This window comes from Burkholderia sp. BCC1208 (assembly GCF_902833095.1).
In the GTDB taxonomy this organism is placed as follows: Bacteria; Pseudomonadota; Gammaproteobacteria; order Burkholderiales; family Burkholderiaceae; genus Burkholderia.
Genome location: NZ_CADFDY010000009.1, coordinates 238,510 through 256,345, shown reverse-complemented (window position 1 = coordinate 256,345; position 17,836 = coordinate 238,510). Strand labels below are relative to the sequence as shown.

At 67.7% G+C, this 17,836-nt stretch carries 16 protein-coding genes and 1 pseudogene; 6 read left to right on the top strand and 11 right to left on the bottom strand.

The genetic code is table 11. From position 1 onward, the window contains the following. Positions 1-30 precede the first annotated feature (30 nt). From HWX09_RS33695 to HWX09_RS22575, 5 genes and pseudogenes are all read right to left on the bottom strand, one after another. Positions 31-204, bottom strand: a pseudogene (locus HWX09_RS33695) (2-aminoadipate aminotransferase); the annotation flags it as partial. Between the two features lie 19 nt (positions 205-223). Continuing rightward, positions 224-472, bottom strand: coding sequence for a hypothetical protein (locus HWX09_RS22590; protein ID WP_027786049.1), 249 nt, complete (start codon positions 470-472; stop codon positions 224-226). Between the two features lie 32 nt (positions 473-504). After that, positions 505-960, bottom strand: coding sequence for a DUF1269 domain-containing protein (locus tag HWX09_RS22585; protein WP_027786050.1), 456 nt, complete (start codon positions 958-960; stop codon positions 505-507). Between the two features lie 84 nt (positions 961-1,044). Continuing rightward, entirely contained in the window at positions 1,045-1,497 is a 453-nt protein-coding gene (locus HWX09_RS22580) for a phosphate-starvation-inducible PsiE family protein (protein WP_027786051.1), read from the bottom strand. A gap of 6 nt (positions 1,498-1,503) precedes the next feature. Further along, on the bottom strand, positions 1,504-1,701 hold the full coding sequence (locus HWX09_RS22575) for a hypothetical protein (RefSeq protein ID WP_080681403.1): 198 nt from the start codon (positions 1,699-1,701) through the stop codon (positions 1,504-1,506). 432 nt (positions 1,702-2,133) lie between these two features. Between HWX09_RS22575 and HWX09_RS22570 the strand changes: the two genes are divergently transcribed. The 5 genes from HWX09_RS22570 (at position 2,134) to HWX09_RS22550 (ending at position 10,310) form a co-directional block, all read left to right on the top strand. After that, entirely contained in the window at positions 2,134-3,183 is a 1,050-nt protein-coding gene (locus HWX09_RS22570) for a Dyp-type peroxidase (protein ID WP_027786052.1), read from the top strand. Continuing rightward, entirely contained in the window at positions 3,176-3,991 is an 816-nt protein-coding gene (locus HWX09_RS22565; RefSeq protein ID WP_027786053.1) for a family 1 encapsulin nanocompartment shell protein, read from the top strand. Before HWX09_RS22570 ends, HWX09_RS22565 begins: the two co-directional genes overlap by 8 nt. 108 nt (positions 3,992-4,099) lie before the next feature. After that, complete coding sequence (locus HWX09_RS22560; protein WP_027786054.1) at positions 4,100-4,369, top strand: hypothetical protein; 270 nt, start codon at positions 4,100-4,102, stop codon at positions 4,367-4,369. Positions 4,370-5,039: 670 nt separating this feature from the next. After that, the gene (locus HWX09_RS22555) at positions 5,040-7,907 is read left to right on the top strand and encodes an AAA family ATPase (RefSeq protein ID WP_027786055.1); all 2,868 of its coding nucleotides are present in this window, start codon (positions 5,040-5,042) and stop codon (positions 7,905-7,907) included. Positions 7,908-8,030: 123 nt separating this feature from the next. Beyond that, entirely contained in the window at positions 8,031-10,310 is a 2,280-nt protein-coding gene (locus HWX09_RS22550) for an FdhF/YdeP family oxidoreductase (RefSeq protein ID WP_027786056.1), read from the top strand. A gap of 93 nt (positions 10,311-10,403) precedes the next feature. Here HWX09_RS22550 and HWX09_RS22545 read toward each other — a convergent pair whose 3' ends face one another. Further along, positions 10,404-11,825 (bottom strand): cytosine permease, encoded by a 1,422-nt coding sequence (locus HWX09_RS22545; protein WP_027786057.1) that lies wholly within the window; start codon positions 11,823-11,825, stop codon positions 10,404-10,406. A 345-nt stretch (positions 11,826-12,170) separates the two neighbouring features. Here HWX09_RS22545 and HWX09_RS22540 point away from each other — a divergent pair, with 345 nt between their 5' ends. Then, a complete protein-coding gene (locus HWX09_RS22540) occupies positions 12,171-13,139 on the top strand; it encodes a LysR substrate-binding domain-containing protein (RefSeq protein ID WP_051421428.1) in 969 nt (322 codons plus the stop codon). Positions 13,140-13,215: 76 nt separating this feature from the next. On the opposite strand, the gene argE is transcribed toward HWX09_RS22540, so the two are convergent. The 5 genes from argE to HWX09_RS22515 all read right to left on the bottom strand — a co-directional run bounded on the left by argE (position 13,216) and on the right by HWX09_RS22515 (position 17,678). Then, positions 13,216-14,379, bottom strand: a complete 1,164-nt coding sequence (argE, locus tag HWX09_RS22535) for an acetylornithine deacetylase (protein ID WP_027786058.1) — start codon at positions 14,377-14,379, stop codon at positions 13,216-13,218. Continuing rightward, positions 14,372-15,049, bottom strand: a complete 678-nt coding sequence (locus tag HWX09_RS22530; RefSeq protein WP_027786059.1) for a DUF1028 domain-containing protein — start codon at positions 15,047-15,049, stop codon at positions 14,372-14,374. Before HWX09_RS22530 ends, argE begins: the two co-directional genes overlap by 8 nt. Before the next feature lie 8 nt (positions 15,050-15,057). Beyond that, a complete protein-coding gene (locus HWX09_RS22525; RefSeq protein ID WP_027786060.1) occupies positions 15,058-15,495 on the bottom strand; it encodes a RidA family protein in 438 nt (145 codons plus the stop codon). Positions 15,496-15,578: 83 nt separating this feature from the next. Continuing rightward, positions 15,579-16,904: an NAD(P)/FAD-dependent oxidoreductase gene (locus tag HWX09_RS22520; protein ID WP_027786061.1), complete on the bottom strand. Its 1,326-nt coding sequence runs from the start codon at positions 16,902-16,904 to the stop codon at positions 15,579-15,581. 327 nt (positions 16,905-17,231) lie between these two features. Continuing rightward, entirely contained in the window at positions 17,232-17,678 is a 447-nt protein-coding gene (locus HWX09_RS22515) for a hypothetical protein (RefSeq protein WP_027786062.1), read from the bottom strand. Positions 17,679-17,836: the final 158 nt, after the last annotated feature.

Genomic DNA, 17,836 nt, shown 5'->3' with positions numbered 1-17,836 from the left:
CGCGCAAGCCGCGTGCCACCTCCTCCGTCGATGCAGCACGATCCCGGTCCGGTCGCAGGATTTCGGCGAACTCGGATGCGTGTCGCCGACATACGGTTCGTCGTACGCGCCGTTCTCGGTGATCGGCATCCCGGCATTTGTTGCGCACTCAACCAGTTCGCGCTTGCATTCGTCCGGCATCCGGAAGCCGAGCGGGTTCTGGAAGCGATCGGCTACAGCACATTCAAGCGTCGTCGACGTTGTCCGCGTAGTGGTCGATCGCAACCTTGCACTCGTCGAACACCACCGTCAGCAGCGCGATGTCGTTCGACTCGATCCACTTGCGGATCTGCAGGAACTGGCCGGTGCCGAGATCGGCGATGCGGTCCGGATCGTCGGTCGTCACGTCGACGACCGCGAGCGCGCGGTTGCCGAGCAACGGCGACAGCGTCGCCGCGATGTCGAAGCGCCGGTACGATTGATCGATGCGCATGCAAAGCTCCCGAATCGGTTCGAAAGGGGCGCTCAGTCGAGCGCCTGGCGAAAGACCTTGCCGCCGAATCCCGTCACGACGTTGTCGACCGAGAACGGCGTGTCCTCCTTCGCTTCGAGAATGACCGCGACGCTGCCGGGCACGAGCCGCGCCGCGACCGTCTCGACGAACGTACCGTCGAGCAGCGCATTGCCGGCCGCATGCGCGAGAATGCCGGCGCCCGCGCCGGCCGCCATGCCGGTCACCACGCCGATCGGCCCGGCCAGCAGGCCGAGCAACCCGCCCGCGATCGCGCCGATCACGCCGCCCTTGAACGGCCGCGATTCGGCGTCGAGCACCGCGAGCTTGCCGTTCGCGTCCTTCTCGACGACGACGCCGTTCTCGATGTGGAATCCTTCGTTCTTCTCCGACAGCGCGTCGAAATCGTTCGCGGCCTGGCGAGCCGTGTCGACGCTGCCGAACACGGCGACGATCAATTGCCTGGTCATGCGACACCTCGTGTGTTGGGATGAGGGTGGGGCCGCCGCACCTCGCACGGCGCGCCGGGGTTCGCTTCGACTGCCGCCCGCGCGTTACCGGCGGGCATGCACGTCGTCCTCGACATCGTCGACGTCCGCCGGAAAGCGGTGCTGGCCGAAACTCAGGATCAGCACGCCGAGCGCGAGCAGCACGATCCCGAAGGTCGTCATCAACATCCGCTCGGGGCCGTCGGTCGCGCCGCGCAGGATCAGGTCGCGCGCGAGCGACGTCATCGCGATGAACAGCGGAAACCGCACCGGCAGCCGGCCGAGCCGCAGGTAGCGCAGGTCCATCGCGAGCACTTCCAGATACAGGAACATCAGCAGCAGGTCGGTCAGCGACACTTCGCCCGCGAGCACGACCTTCCACGCCTCCTGCGTCATCGCAAACGCGGTCGCCAGCCCGATCACGACCAGCCCGGCCAGCTCGGCCGCGTGAAGGAAATGGCCGAAGCGGCGGCGAATGCGCTCGGCGGTCGTATCGGCGGATGCAGTGGACGTATTCAAGGCTATTCAACGCGTTAACCGGTGCAGTGTCGTAGGGGCCGCGATCGATGCCGCGTCGCCGCGACGAGTGGCCTCGGGCAAAGGACAGCCTGCGACCGGCGAACGGCAAACCGTTGCGCCCGCATCGGCTTCGATCGCGCCGGACGGCCCGCCATGCTCGACGATTGCACCGACGATACGCATCGCTTTCAGAAGGTTCATCATGACGGCCTCAGCCGGGTGCAGCGGAACCTAATCTACTGCACGCGACACGCACGCTCAAGAGCACAGCGCCGCGGGCGTCAGGAGTACAGCTGCGCCGTCGCCGCACAAAAAACCGCCCTGTTTGACCCATTCGAATGACAGATCGTCGATACGTGTTCCAAAGACCCGTCGAAGCTGCTAGATTGCATGCTCGACGACGTTACGCGGTGCGGCGGCTCACGCGCCGGGCGAACGCGCGGCGCCACTGTCTGCCTCCTCTTCGCGCCCGGGGGGCTGCCACCGCCGCTGCGGCCCGTTGCGCGATGCCCGCGCAACGTCCTTCATCCGCATGTCACACAGAGAACAGTCGCATGACACAGTTCAACCGTTCGCCTTCGCGCGCCGCGGCTGCCGCGGCCCGTCCGTCCCGACACGACTGACCGGCAGGCCGCGATGCAGACCACCCCTTCCCCGATCTCCCAGGCCGTTCACAGCACGATCACGCGCACCGCGATCTTTCTCGTGGCGACGATCAATCCCGGTGCCGATCACGCCGACACGATCCGTTCGTGGTGCGGCGACATCGCCGCGCTCGTGCGCTCGGTCGGCAAGCGCGTACCGGGCGGCAACCTCACGTGCGTATGCGGCTTCGGCTCCGACGCATGGGATGCGCTGTTCGGCGAGCCGCGCCCGGCGTCGCTGCATCCGTTCCGCGAATTCGGCGCCGGCCAGCGCGTCGCGGCCGCGACGCCCGGCGACATCCTGCTGCACATCCGCGCCGAAGCGATGGATCTGTGCTTCGAACTCGCGACCCAACTGCTCGGCGCGCTCGGCAGCGCGGTCACGGTCGTCGACGAGGTGCATGGCTTCCGCAATTTCGACCAGCGCGCGATGATCGGCTTCGTCGACGGCACCGAGAATCCGGAAGGCCGCGCAGCGGTCGACTTCACGGTGATCGGCGACGAGGATGCCGAATTCGCGGGCGGCAGTTACGTGCTCGTGCAGAAGTACCTGCACGACATGGCCGGCTGGAACGCGCTCGCGGTCGAGACGCAGGAGCGCATCATCGGCCGCACCAAGCTGGCCGACATCGAGCTCGCGCCGGACGTGAAGCCGTCGTGCTCGCACAGCTCGCTGACCACGCTCGACGAGGGCGGCCAGGAAGTGAAGATCCTGCGCGACAACATGCCGTTCGGGCGCCCGGGCGCCGGCGAATTCGGCACCTATTTCATCGGCTACGCGCGCTCGCCGGCGCCGATCGAGCAGATGCTCGAGAACATGTTCGTCGGCCGCCCGCCCGGCAACTACGACCGCCTGCTCGACTACAGCCGCGCGGTCACCGGCTCGCTGTTCTTCGTGCCGTCGGCCGACCTGCTCGAAGCGCTCGCCGATCGCGCGGCGCCGGCCGCCGGCGCCGCCCAACCGGAAGCCGCGCCGTCCGCACCGCAGCGCGACGGCTCACTGAACATCGGCTCGCTGAAAGGAATCCCGACCTATGAATAACCTGCACCGTGAACTCGCCCCGATCTCGTCGTCCGCCTGGGAACAGATCGAGGAGGAAGTGGCGCGCACGTTCAAACGATCGGTGGCCGGGCGCCGCGTCGTCGATGTTGACGGCCCCGAAGGCGCCGAGCTGTCGGCCGTCGGCACCGGGCATCTGCTCGACGTCGACGCGCCGCGCGAGCACGTGAACGCGCGGCTGCGCGAAGTGCGCACGATCGTCGAGCTGACGGTGCCGTTCGAGCTGAGCCGCGCCGCGATCGACAGCGTCGAGCGCGGCGCGCGCGACGCCGACTGGCAGCCGGCGAAGGAAGCCGCGCAGCGGCTCGCGTTCGCCGAAGACGACGCGATCTTCGACGGCTACCGCGCGGCCGGCATCGTCGGCATCCGCGAAGGCACGTCGAACCGCCGGCTCACGCTGCCGGCGGACGTCGGCGCGTACCCGGACGCGATCAGCGATGCGCTGGAAGCGCTGCGCCTCGCCGGCGTCGACGGCCCGTACTCGGTCGTGCTCGGGTCGGACGCGTACACCGCGCTCAGCGAAGCGCGCGACCAGGGCTATCCGGTCCTCGGCCATATCAAACGCATCGTCAGCGGCGAGATCATCTGGGCGCCGGCGATCAGCGGCGGCTGCGTGCTGTCCACGCGCGGCGGCGATTACGAGCTGCACCTCGGGGAAGACGTGTCGATCGGCTACACGAGCCACACCGACAAGGACGTCCGCCTGTACCTGCGTGAAACGTTCACGTTCCTGATGCTGACGAGCGAGGCATCGGTGGCCGTGGCGCCGCAGGGCAACGCGGCCGCCTGAGCGCGGTTGCCGGCGCGCGATGCCCGCCCGGGCGTCGCGCGAGGCGGCCGCACCGCCGGCCGGCCGCGGGTTCGTCGCCGATCCAGCCCATCTCGCACGGAGGATGTCATGAGCGAATCGAATGACGCATTACAGGCGCTGCAGGCGTCCGTCGCTTCCCTGAAGCAGACGGTCGACGCAAACGCGGGCAGCCAGGCCGGCGACACCGCCGTGCTGTTTACCGTCGTGTCGCTGATGCTGGCCGAGTTGCCGCCCGACACGCGCAACCTGATCGAGGATTCGTTCTCCGTCTGGGCCAATGGTCTGCCGAATGCTGCGCTCTCGGCCGACGTGAAGCAGATCGCACGGCAACGGCTCGCGATGACGCTGACGGACTGATCGCGGTTCACCGCGGTCGCGCGATGTCCGGCGCGTACCGTACACACCGCGCTCGCCTTCGCCGGCCCCACCGCGCGCATCGGCCGCGGGGCGTGCGGGGCGTGCGGGGCGTGCGGGGCCGAACGTAACCGGTTCGCGCCCGCGCTGCGCGTGGCGTCCCGTTTTTCGTTCCGCTTCGCTCCCCGATTGCCGGCTGCCCGCGCCCTGCGCGCCGATGTCGCACCGCGCCGTTCGCCCGTCGTCCTTTACCGCCCCTTTCCCGCCCCCTTCCACCGCAAGCCGCACACGCCGCGCACGCCCGCGCCGCCGTGCGCGCCCGTCTGTACTCCTCGCCGCCGAATCGCGCGCCCATGTGAGGGTGCAATTCACGGCCGGTCCGGCATGGAACTGTGTCTTGGATGGCTCGCGCCGATTCGCTATTTTGAACGCAGTCGAAACGATGCCGCGGGCTCCTCGCAGCACTCGCGCTTTTCGCCCCGATCGCGACCGTGCGCCACGCCGGCGCGCGCGCTGCACGATCGCACGGGTGCGGCACGCGCGCCGCCGCGGTGCGTGTCGTGCGTGTCGTGCGTGTCGTGCGTGCCGCGCATGCGCGGTCGGAACGCGCGAGCGCCGCACCGCATCGGGCTTCACCCTTCGACCCACCTTCACCGACAGGAGCCAGACCACCATGCCCGCACTTTGCGATATCTGTCACGCCCGGCCGGCCGTCGCGCGCGCAACCGTGATGCAGGACGGCGAGCGCAAGACGATCTCGATCTGCGATTACCACTTCCGACAGTTGATGCGGCATCAGAGCATGCTGAATCCGTTCGATTCGCTGCTGGGCGGTGGCGGACCGTCGTCGCTGTTCGGCGGGCTCGGCGACGAATCGCCGCTCGCCGCCGAGATTCCGCGCGAATCGGTCGACCCGACCGACGCGTTCAGCGAACAGACGCTCGAACTGCTGCAGCGCGCGGCCGAGAAGGCGCACGAGCTGCGCCGCGGCGAGCTCGATTCCGAGCACCTGCTGTACGCGCTCGCCGACACCGACGTCTGCGCCGCGCTGCTGAAGGAATTGAAGCTGTCGCCGCAGGACATCCGGTCGTACATCGACGAGCACGCGCACACCGGCACGGCCGCCCCCGATGCGCCGCTCGACAAGCTGTCGATCTCGCCGCGCGTGAAGAAGGCCGTCCAGTACGCGTTCCAGGCGTCGCGCGATCTCGGCCACTCGTACATCGGCCCCGAGCACCTGCTGATCGGTCTCGCATCGGTGCCGGACAGCGTCGCCGGCACGCTGCTGAAGAAATACGGCGTGACGCCCGAGGCGCTGCGCCAGAAGGTCGTGAAGGTGGTCGGCAAGGGCGCCGAGGACGGCCGCGTCGATGCGCCGACCGGCACGCCGAACCTCGACAAGTTCGGCCGCGACCTCACCGCGATCGCGCGCCAGGGCAAGCTCGATCCAGTGCTCGGCCGCGCGCAGGAAATCGAAAGCACGATCGAGGTGCTCGCGCGCCGCAAGAAGAACAACCCGGTGCTGATCGGCGAACCGGGCGTCGGCAAGACGGCAATCGTCGAAGGGCTGGCGCAGCGGATCGTCAACGGCGACGTGCCCGAGGTGCTGCGCGGCAAGCGGCTCGTCGAAGTCAACATCAACTCGATGGTGGCCGGCGCGAAGTATCGCGGCGAATTCGAGGAACGCGCGAAGCAGCTGATCGACGAAGTGACGGCGAAGCAGGACGAACTGATCCTGTTCATCGACGAGCTGCACACGATCGTCGGCGCGGGCCAGGGCGGCGGCGAAGGCGGGCTCGACATCGCGAACGTGCTGAAGCCCGCGCTCGCGCGCGGCGAACTGAGCCTGATCGGCGCGACGACGCTCAACGAATACCAGAAGTACATCGAGAAGGACGCCGCGCTCGAGCGCCGCTTCCAGCCCGTGTTCGTGCCGGAGCCGAGCGTCGAGCAGACGATCGTGATCCTGCGCGGACTGCGCGACAGCCTCGAGGCGCACCACCAGGTGACGTTCGCCGACGACGCGTTCGTCGCGGCCGCCGAGTTCGCCGACCGCTACATCACGTCGCGCTTCCTGCCCGACAAGGCGATCGACCTGATCGACCAGGCCGCCGCGCGCGTGCGGATCGGCGCGACGTCGCGCCCGATCGACATTCAGGAAAGCGAAGCGCAGATCGTGCAACTGAAGCGCGAGCAGGACTATGCGACCTCGCGCAAGCGCTTCGACGAAGCGAAGCAGTTCGAAGAGCAGATCAACGCGAAGCAGAAGGCCGTCGACGAGATGATGGAGGCGTGGCAGCGCAAGACCGGTTCGGAGACGCTCGAAGTGACCGTCGAATCGGTGGCCGAGGTCGTGTCGCGGCTGACCGGCATCCCCGTGTCCGAACTCACGCAGGAAGAACGCCAGAAGCTGCTGAAGATGGAAGAGCAGTTGCGCGAGCGCGTGGTCGGCCAGAGCGATGCGGTGGTTGCCGTCAGCGATGCCGTGCGGCTGTCGCGCGCGGGTCTCGGCCAGACGCACCGGCCGATCGCGACGTTCCTGTTCCTCGGGCCGACGGGCGTCGGCAAGACCGAGCTCGCGAAAGCGCTGGCCGAGACCGTGTTCGGCGACGAGCAGGCGATCATCCGCATCGACATGTCGGAATACATGGAGCGCCACGCGGTCGCGCGGCTGATCGGCGCGCCGCCCGGCTACGTCGGCTACGACGAAGGCGGGCAGCTCACCGAACGCGTGCGGCGCCGCCCGTACAGCGTGATCCTGCTCGACGAGATCGAGAAGGCGCATCCGGACGTCTACAACGTGCTGCTGCAGGTGTTCGACGACGGCCGCCTGACCGACGGCAAGGGCCGCGTGGTCGATTTCAGCAACACGATCATCATCGCGACCAGCAACCTCGGCGCGGCGATCATCATGGACAACCTCACGCAGCCGGAAGCCGCGCGCAAGACCGACAAGGCGATCCGCGACGAACTGATGCAGGTGCTGAAAGGGCATTTCCGGCCCGAGTTCCTGAACCGGATCGACGAGGTGATCGTCTTCCACGCGCTGTCGAAGGACGACATCCGCGCGATCGTGCGGATCCAGCTCGACCGCGTGGTGCGCACGGCCGCCGCGCAGGACATCACGCTCGTGATGGGCGACTCGCTCGTCGCGCACCTGACCGAAGCCGGCTACCAGCCGGAATTCGGCGCGCGCGAGCTGAAGCGCCAGATCCGGCAGACCATCGAGACGCGGCTCGCCAAGGAGATCCTCGCCGACCGGCTGAAGTCGGGCGACCGGTGCGAGATCGACTACGACAAGGACAGCGACGAAGTGAAGTTCAACCGGCTCGCCGCGCCTGGAGCGAAGGAAGCCAAGGAAACCAACGAGGCAAAAGGCACGAAGGACGCGAAGCCGGACGCCGACGGCAAGCTCAAGGCGAACGGCAAGGCCGCCAGGGCGGCCGGCGACGCGAAGCCGGACGACACGCCCGCCGACGCCCCGCCGCCCGCGGCGAAGCCCGGCAAGAAGTCGTCGGGCGCGAAGAAGGACGCCCACTAGAAAAACGCCTGCCCCGCAACGCGGGACACGCATGACCGGCTCCGTCCGCCGGACGGAGCCGCCCCACGCCGCGACACGGCGCAATCGAGCCACCCGCACCGGGCCCGGCCATTGGAGATTCACATGACAAATCGACGCGAAGTGCCAGGCATCAGGAAATACGACGGGCCCGCCGGCGGTTGGGGCGCGCTTCGCGCGACAGCCGATGCGGTACGTACGCAGATGGAAACCATCGAGGCGCCGATCGTGCTGATGCGGACCAACCAGCCCGACGGCTTCGACTGTCCCGGCTGTGCCTGGCCCGACAAGGAACACAAGTCGACGTTCCAGTTCTGCGAGAACGGCGCGAAGGCCGTCACGTGGGAAGCGACGACCAAGCGCGTGACGCCCGGGTTCTTCGCGGCGAACACCGTGTCGTCGCTGCTGCGCATGTCGGACTACGAACTGGAGAACATGGGCCGGCTCACCCATCCGCTCGTCTACGACCGCGCGACCGACACGTTCCGCGCGATCGAATGGGACGACGCATTCGCGCGCATCGGCAAAGTGCTGCGCGCGCTGCCGCCCGAGCAGGTCGAGTTCTACACGTCGGGCCGTGCGTCGAACGAAGCCGCGTACCTGTACCAGCTGTTCGCGCGCGAGCTCGGCACCAACAACTTCCCCGACTGCTCGAACATGTGCCACGAACCGACCAGCGTCGGCCTGCCGCAATCGATCGGCATCGGCAAGGGCACCGTGTCGCTGGAGGATTTCGACCATTGCGAGCTGATCATCTCGATCGGCCACAACCCCGGCACGAACCATCCGCGGATGATGGGCACGCTGCACGAGTGCGCGCGCCGCAACGTGCCGATCATCGTGTTCAACCCGCTGCGCGAACGCGCGCTCGAACGCTTCGCCGATCCGCAGGACATGATCGAGATGGCGTCGTTCGGCTCGACGCGAATCGCGTCGACGTACTATCAAGTCGACGCGGGCGGCGACGCGGCCGCGCTGAAGGGCATCATGAAGGCGCTGCTGCAGCTCGAGGCCGAGCGCGGGGACGTGCTCGACCGCGACTTCATCGCGCAGCACACCAACGGCTTCGATGCATTCTCGGCCGATCTCGACGCCACGTCGTGGGACGACATCGAACGCGCGAGCGGCCTGAGCCAGGCGCAGCTCGAACAGGTCGCGCTCGCGTATGCGAAGTCGAACGCGACGATCGTCACGTACGGGATGGGCGTCACGCAGCACAACAAGGGCACGGCCACCGTGCGCCTGATCGCCGACCTGTTGCTGATGCGCGGCAACATCGGCAAGCCCGGCGCCGGCGTGTGCCCATTGCGCGGCCATTCGAACGTGCAAGGCAACCGCACGGTCGGCATCACCGAGAAGCCGTCGGCCGAATTCCTGAAGAAGATCGAGGACGTGTGCGGCTTCACGCCGCCCGCGCGGCACGGGCACGACGCGGTGCAGGCCATGCAGGCGATGATCGACGGCACCGCGAAGGCGCTGCTGTGCCTCGGCGGCAACTTCGCGGTCGCGCTGCCCGATCCCGAACTGTCGTTCCCGGCAATGGCGAAGCTCGACCTGAGCGTGCATCTCGGCACGAAGCTCAACCGTTCGCACCTGCTGGTCGGCAAGGAAACCTTCATCCTGCCGGTGCTTGGCCGCACCGAGCTCGACATGCAGGCCACCGGCCGGCAGTCGATCACCGTCGAGGATTCGATGTCGATGGTCCATGCGTCGGCCGGCAAGCTCAAGCCCGCGTCGGACCAGTTGCGCTCGGAGCCCGCGATCGTGGCAGGCATCGCGCATGCGACGCTGCCGAACAGCAAGGTCGCGTGGCTCGACCTGATCGCCGACTACGACCGCATCCGCGACCTGATCGACAAGACGGTAGCCGGCTTCGAGGCGTTCAACGAGCGGATCCGCACGCCGGGCGGCTTCCGCCTGCCGCTGCCGCCCACCGAGCGCGTGTGGCCGACGCCGACCGGCAAGGCGATGTTCTCGGTCTACAAGGGCGTGAAGGAGGACGCGGACGTGCTCGGCGCCGAACAGGTGCTGCGCCTGATCACGCTGCGCAGCCACGACCAGTACAACACGACGATCTACGGGCTCGACGATCGCTATCGCGGCGTGTTCGGCCGGCGCGACGTGCTGTTCATGAACGCGTCCGATCTCGTGAAGTACGGGCTCGAACACGGCGACCTCGTCGACATCGAGACGGTCACCGCATCGGGCCGTACGCTGCGCCTCGAGAAGATCACCGCGATCGAGTACGACATCGCGCCGGGCTCGGTCGGCGCGTACTACCCGGAAGCGAACGTGCTCGTGCCGCTCGACTACATCGACAAGGAAAGCGGCACGCCGTCGTACAAGTCGGTGCCGGTGCGCGTCGCGCGCTCGGCGCTCGTCTGATGCCGCGGCAGGCGCACGCCATTTAGTCCGGCGCGCGCCTGCCCGCTTCCTTTCGCTTGCCGCCGCGTCGCGACCGGCGCGGCGGCCCCTCCTTTATCGCGCCGCCGTCGGCGGCATCGTCGCGCCCGTCTGCCGGCGCCGATACGCGCTGTCGCGCGTCGCGAGCCAGTAGTACAACGGCGACGTCAGCAGCAGGCCCACGAGCCACGACAGGTCCGCGCCGCCCAGATGGGCGGGAATCGGGCCCGCGTACATCGGCGTGTTCATGAACGGAATCTGCACGGCGATGCCGATCGCATACGCGAGCAGCGCCTGCGGATTGAAGCGGCCGTAGATCCCGCCGTCCGCCATGAAGATCGACTGGATGTCGTACTTGCCCTTGTGGATCACGTAGAAGTCGATCAGGTTGATCGCCGTCCACGGCACCAGCACGACCAGCAGCGCGAGCACCAGATCGACGAGGTTGCCGACGAAGTTCGTCGACGCGCCGATCGCCGCGTAGCAGCAGGCGACGAAGATCGCGACCGACACCACCGCGCGCGCCTTCGCGGTCGGAATCCATTTGTATGCGAACGTCTGCACCGACGTGATCACCGCGAGCACCGCGCCGTACAGGTTCAGCGCGTTGTGGCTGATCACGCTCAGCAGGAACAGCACGAGCATCAGCGGACCGAGCGGGCCGGTCGCCTGCTTGACCGCATCCATCGTGTCCGCGCCGGCCGGCACCGCGAGCACCGCGACCGCGCCGAAGATGAACGCGAGCGTCGAGCCGATCGTGCAGCCGAGATAGGTTGCCCAGAACGTCGACGCGACGCCGACGTTTTCCGGCAGATAGCGCGAATAGTCCGACACGTACGGCGCGAACGCGATCTGCCACAGCGCCGACAGCGACACCGTCGCGAGCCAGCCCGCGAAGTCGAAGCCGCCGCGCGTCAGGAAATCGGCGGTGCTCACGTGCGACAGGATCATCCAGAAGCCGACGGCGATGCCGATGCCGAGCACCCACGTGCCGATACGGTTCAGGATGTGGATGAACCGATAGCCGACGATCCCGATCAGCCCGGAGCCCACCGCGCCGATCACGATGCCGACGGGGACCGGCACCGACTGCGCGATGCCGTGCACCGACTTGCCCGCGAGCACGATGTTCGATGCGAAAAAGCCGACGTACATCACGGCCGCGATCACCGTGACGAGCAGTGCGCCCCACGAGCCGAACTGCGCGCGGCTCTGGATCATCTGCGGGATGCCCATCTGCGGCCCCTGCGCAGAATGCAGCGCCATCAGCACGCCGCCGACCGCCTGGCCGACGACGATCGCGACGATGCCCCACATCAGGTTCAGATGGAACATCTGCACGCCGAGCGCGCCGGTCACGATCGGCAGCGGCGCGATGTTGCCGCCGAACCAGAGCGTGAACAGGTCGCGCACCTTGCCGTGGCGTTCCGCGGGCGGCACATAGCCGATCGTGTGCTTCTCTATCATCGGGGACGCATTGGGTTGCGCGTTCGTCATGGTGATGTCTCCAGTCCTGCGCGGCGATGCGCGCGTGCCGTGTGCGCCGGCGCGCGTCGGGGTGCGCGCCGGCAATCGGTCCGGATACGCGGGCGCCGCGTGCACGGCCAAGCGGGGACGGATGACATGTCCCGCCGGCGCTACACGCGGCCGCGTCGCGATCCAGGTTGGAGACGATGGTGCGCCACGCCCATCGGGACCGGAAAATACTAAAAATATTTTCGCGACATACGAAAAAGCTCTGCAGCGGAAATTTCGGCGCCGAACGACTTCAGGTAAGGTGCTACGCGAAACCAACAGCATGCGCCCGCGGCGGCACGCCGGGGCCGGGCATCAGAGGTGCTTGTGGCTCACTACACTTTGCGGCAACTGAAATACTTCATCACGACGGTCGAATCCGGCAGCGTCGCCGAGGCATCGCGTCAGCTCTTCATCGCGCAGCCGTCGATTTCGAGCGCGATCAAGGGGCTGGAAGAGAGCTTCGGCGTCAAGCTGTTCATTCGCCACCACGCGCAGGGCGTGTCGCTGACGCCAAGCGGCACGCGCTTTTACCGGAAAGCGCAGGAACTGCTGCGCATCGCGCACGAGTTCGAACAGAACGCGCTCGCCGACAACGACGTGATTACCGGACAGATCGACATCGGCTGCTTCGAGACGGTCGCGCCGCTCTATCTGCCGCAACTGATCGCGGGTTTTCGCGAGCGCTACCCGGGCGTGAACATCCGGCTGCGCGACGGCGACCAGCAGGAATTGGTGCAGGGGCTGACGTCCGGTACGTTCGATCTCGCGCTGATGTACGACCACGATCTCGACGGCACGATCGAAACCGAGCCGCTGATGCCGCCACAGCAGCCGTACGTGCTGCTGCCGGAGAACCACCGGTTCGCGGGTCAGACGCACGTGTCGCTGCGCGACCTGTGCGTCGAGCCGATGATCCTGCTCGACGTGCAGCCGAGCCGCACGTATTTCGTCAGCCTGTTTCACGAGCTCGGGCTCACGCCGAACATCGTGTTCGGCTCGCCGTCGATCGAGATGGTGCGTGGAATGGTCGGCCGGGGCTTCGGCTTCTCGCTGCTCGTCACGCGCCCGCATTCCGAATATACGTACGACGGCCAGCGCGTCGTGACGATCGGCCTCAGCGAAACGGTCAGCCCGTCCGGGCTCGTGAGCGCACGGCTCAAGCGCGGTCAGCTCACGAAACAGGCGCAGTCGTTCGTCGATTTCTGCCGCGAGCGGCTCGCGCAGATCGTCGCTCAATCGGCGCAATCGGCGCAATCGGCGCAATCGGCACAATCGGCACAATCGGTTCGATAACGGCGGCAAGGTCGACGACCGGGAACGGGACAACGCACGCGCCGCCGGGTGCAGCGCGTGCGTGCCGGCCGCCCGTTCAGGCGGCGAGCGAGAGATACGCGACCAGACGGCCCAGCATCGCGTCGCATCCATGCAGTTGTTCGAGCGTGACGAACTCATCGGGCTTGTGCCCCTGGTCCATGCTGCCGGGCCCGCACACCACGGTCGGAATGCCGGCCTGCCCGAACAGCCCGCCCTCGGTGCCGAACGCCACCGTGCCGAACGCGTCGGAGCCGCTCAGCAGCGCGAGCAGGCGCGCGGCCTCGCTGTCCGGCGCGGTCGCCAGCCCCGGATACGCGCCGAGCGGCTGCAACTGAATATCGGTATCGGGCTGCACCGCGCGCATTCTCGGCAACAGTTCGGATTCCGCATAGTCCCGCAGCGTCCTCGGCACGTCGTGCGCATCGAAATCCGGCAGCGCACGCACCTCGAAATCGAACTCGCATTCAGCCGGCACGATGTTCAGCGCGCGGCCGCCCTTGATCAGCCCCGTCTGCACGGTCGAGAACGGCGGATCGAAGCGGCCGTCGTGCCGTTCCGGCCGCGCGAGCGCCGCGCCGATCTCGCCGAGCCGGCCGATCAGCTTCGCCGCATAGTCGATCGCGTTGACGCCCGACGGCGCGTAAGCCGAGTGGCATGCGGCGCCCTTCACGTGGCAGCGCATCGCGAGCTTGCCCTTGTGACCGAGCACCGGCTTCAGTTCGGTCGGCTCGCCGATCAGGCACAGCCGCGGACGATGTTCGCGCGCGGCCAGATGTTCGAGCATCGGCCGCACACCGAGACAACCGACTTCCTCGTCGTACGAGAACGCGAGATGCACGGGCAGGCTCAGCGGCCGCGCGACGAACGCCGGAACGGCCGCGAGCACCGACGCGATGAAGCCCTTCATGTCGGCGGTGCCGCGGCCGTACAGCCGGCCGTCGCGCTCGGTCAGCCGGAACGGCTCGACCGTCCACGCCTGCCCGTCGACCGGCACCACGTCGGTATGCCCCGACAGCGCGACGCCGCCGCGATCGCGCGGGCCGATCGTCGCATACAGGCTCGCCTTCGTGCGTTCCGCGTTGTAGAACAGTTCGCTTTCCACACCGAAACACGCGAGCGTGTCGCGGATGAAGGCGATCATCTCGAGGTTCGAATCGCGGCTGACCGTCGCGAAGCCGATCAGCCGTTCGAGCAGCGCCCGGCTCGACGGATCACTCATCGCCCGGCACTCCGTAGCTCGGCGCGGCGGTCGGGTTCAGCGCGCGCGTCTGGTAGTCCTGCATCTGCGGCCGATATGCGCGCCACAACGCATCGAGCTGCCCGATCGGATCGGCATCGGCCCAGTCGACGCGCAGGTCGACGATCGGCCAGGTCACGTCACCGGCCACCTTCAACGCGGCCGAATGCACTGGGCCGGCCTCGCCGCCGGCCGCCATCGCCGCGTGCATCGCGGCCATCAGCCGATCGGCGAGCAGGCCGGACGCCTGTTCGAAGGCCCGCACCATCGCGTCGATCACGGCTTGCGCGGCCAGCAGATTGCCGGCCGCCACGCATTGTTCGCCCTGCACCGCGTGATGCGTGCCGAGCGCCTCCTTGCCGGTGAAGCATGCCGTCTGCCCCTGCGCGTCGATCGCCGTGACCTGCCTGTACTGGCTCCAGCCGTTCGCGCTCAACGCGCGGTCGAGCGCCGCGGCAGGCGAAAGCTGCTCGTGTTCGATCAGGTCGAGGGTTTGAGGCCCAAGCGCCGGCAGCGTGATGTTCTGCGTCGCGACAGCGCCGACGCCCGCGCGCATCCACGGGCAGCGCGCGCCCACCGCGATGCTCGACGAGCTGATCGCGATCCCGAGCTGGCCCGTCTCCGGGCAGCGCCCGACGATGGAGAAAGTCATGTCGCCTCCTATGCGCGGTTCGGCTGCCAGTTGTCGGGGATCACCGCGATCACGTCGATCTCCATCAGCCACTGCGGCTGGCCGAGCGCGGAGACGACGAGCCCCGTCGAGATCGGATAGACGCCCTTCAGCCACTTGCCGACTTCCCGGTACACGGGTTCGCGATAACGCGGATCGATCAGGTAGGTCGTCGTCTTCACGATATGCGTGATGTCGCTGCCGGCTTCCTCGAGCAACTGCTTGACGTTCTTCATCGCCTGCTCGGCCTGCGCGCGCGGATCGCCGAGGCCGATCAGATTGCCGTCGAAATCGGTGCCGACCTGACCGCGCACGTAGACGGTGTTGCCGGCCCGCACGGCCTGGCACAGGTCGTTGTCGAGCGTCTGGTTCGGGTAGGTATCCTTCGTGTTGAACATCCGGATACGCGTATGGGTAGGCTGGCTCATCGAGATCCTTCGAGTGTCGGTGGGGTCGCCCGCCGCGCCGGAAGCAGTCGCGGCGCGGCGGGATGGGTCAGGCGGTCAGGTGGTCAGTTCGTCGCTTCGGCGAGCGGGCGTGCGTCGGACCGTGCCGCTTGCGCGGCGGCCGCGCGGTGCCGCGACGCGTCGTGGTATGCGAGGTACTTGCGCTGCGTGACGATGTGATCGGCGATGTGCTTCGCGTCGTGCCACACGCCCCAGATGAAGCTGGAGCCTCGTCGCGACAGCCACGGCAAGCCGAGGAAATAGATGCCCGGCTCCTTCGACACGCCGCGCTGGTGCTGCGGCTTGCCGTTCGGCCCGAACGCGTCGACGTTCAGCCAGCCGTAGTCGACCGCATAGCCCGTGGCCCAGACGATCGACGTGATGCCTGCAGCGGCGAGATCGAGCGAGAGAATCGGATGCGCGACGCAGTCGGGGTTCGGCAGGATGCGCCGTGCGTCGGGCTCTTCCGGCAAGTCGAGGCCGTTGCGGGCCGCATACGCGTCGGCCGCGTCGAGCAGCGACAGGTAGTTCTCGTCGCCGCGCGCGAGATTGGCCGCGAGATCGCGTTCGAACACCGCCACGCCGCCGTCGAACGACTTCGTCAGCCCGACCAGCGTCACGCCCTGGTTCGCGAGCGCGCGGAAATCGACCGTATGGCCGCCGCGCGCGCCGCTCACCGCGATCGTCACGTGTTCGCGGCCGGGCGTCGCGACTTCCTTGTCCCATTCGCCGAGCACGCCGAGCCACCAGCAGAAGTCGCGGCCGCGATACGCACGCGGCGGCCGATCGTGCGGCCCGACCGACAGGTAGACCTGCCGCCCCGCACGCTGCAGTTCGTCGGCGATCTGCACGCCCGACGAACCCGCGCCGACCACCAGCACCGCGCCTGCCGGAAGCTGGGCCGGGTTGCGATAGTCGGCGGAGTGAATCTGCACGAGGCGCGTGTCGTCCGGCGCGATCGGCGGAATCACCGGGCGCTGGAACGGCCCCGTCGCGACCACCACGCGGTTCGCCTCGATCGTGCCGTCGGACGTCTCGACGACGAAGCCCGGCTTGCCCGTGTTGCGCACCACGTTCCGCACGTCGACCCCGGTGCGGATCGGCGCGTCGAATTTGCGCGCATACGCTTCGAAGTAGTCCGCGACCTGGTCTTTCGATGCGAATGCGTCGGGGTCGAGACCGTCGAATTCGAGGCCCGGGAAACGGTCGTGCCACGCAGGGCCGTTCGCGACCAGCGAATCCCAGCGCCCCGTGCGCCAGCGTTCGGCGATACGGTCGCGCTCCAGCACGAGATGGGGCACGCCCAGCTTGCCCAGATGCTCGCTCATGGCCACGCCGGCCTGCCCGGCGCCGACGACGAGCGTATCGATTGAGGTTGTTTCGACTGCCACGGCTGTCTCCTTCTGAAGTGCGGCTCATGCGACGCTCGTGTTGTCGCGTAAGTGGGAATGGAGACATTCTGCGGACAGGCTGCGTGGCGCGAAATGAGGTTTTTTGTTGGTGTTGACGAGCAAAAAGCTGGGGCGGGGGCCGCTGGCTAGCGAAGTACATGCACGCGATCCGAAGCGGCATCTCGGTCGGGAACAGTCCGACACCTGCGTACCGGTGCCGAAAAAACGGATGCCTCGACCCAATCGAGTCGATGGTCGGCGCCATCGAACCGTATGTCGCCGGCGCCCGCGCGCATCGCGGGCGCCGGTTTGCGCGGATCGTGCCGGCTACACGCGGGCCCAGGCGTCGGTGCCCTTCTGATACTCCATCACGCCGCCGTGGATCCGCACCCGCAGGTTGCCGTCCGGCACCCTCACCCAGTTGATCATGTCGAGGCTCATCATCAATCCGACGAAGAAATCCTGCACCTCTTGCGATTCGTTGGCCTGCCAGAGGTCGATGCGCCCAAGGCACGCACGCATGTCGCCGCTCTGCTGCATGATCGTCTCGACCTGTCCGGCGACATCCGCCGCCGAATCGCAGACCTTCGTGCCGTCGGGGCTGACGATCGACAAATGGACCCCGCGCACCAGCGTCGGCTGACCCGGTGTCTGCTCGACGAGCGCGATGCAGCTCGTCATCGCGCCGAAATCGATTTCCGTCGCATCGCCCCATTTGCGCTCGCCAACCCCCAGCGGCGCGGGACCGTGTACGTTCTGAATGATGTAGGACATGGGTTCCTCACATGACTGGACAGGACTGCCAATAGCGGACCGCGACGTGTTCAGCCAAAAAACGTGCGTCGCTCCCGCCGCTCACATCCCGCATCGGGCCCGACGGCCCGGCGGGTCGTGTCGATCGATACCGTGTCGCTGCACGCGCGGCAGTCGAT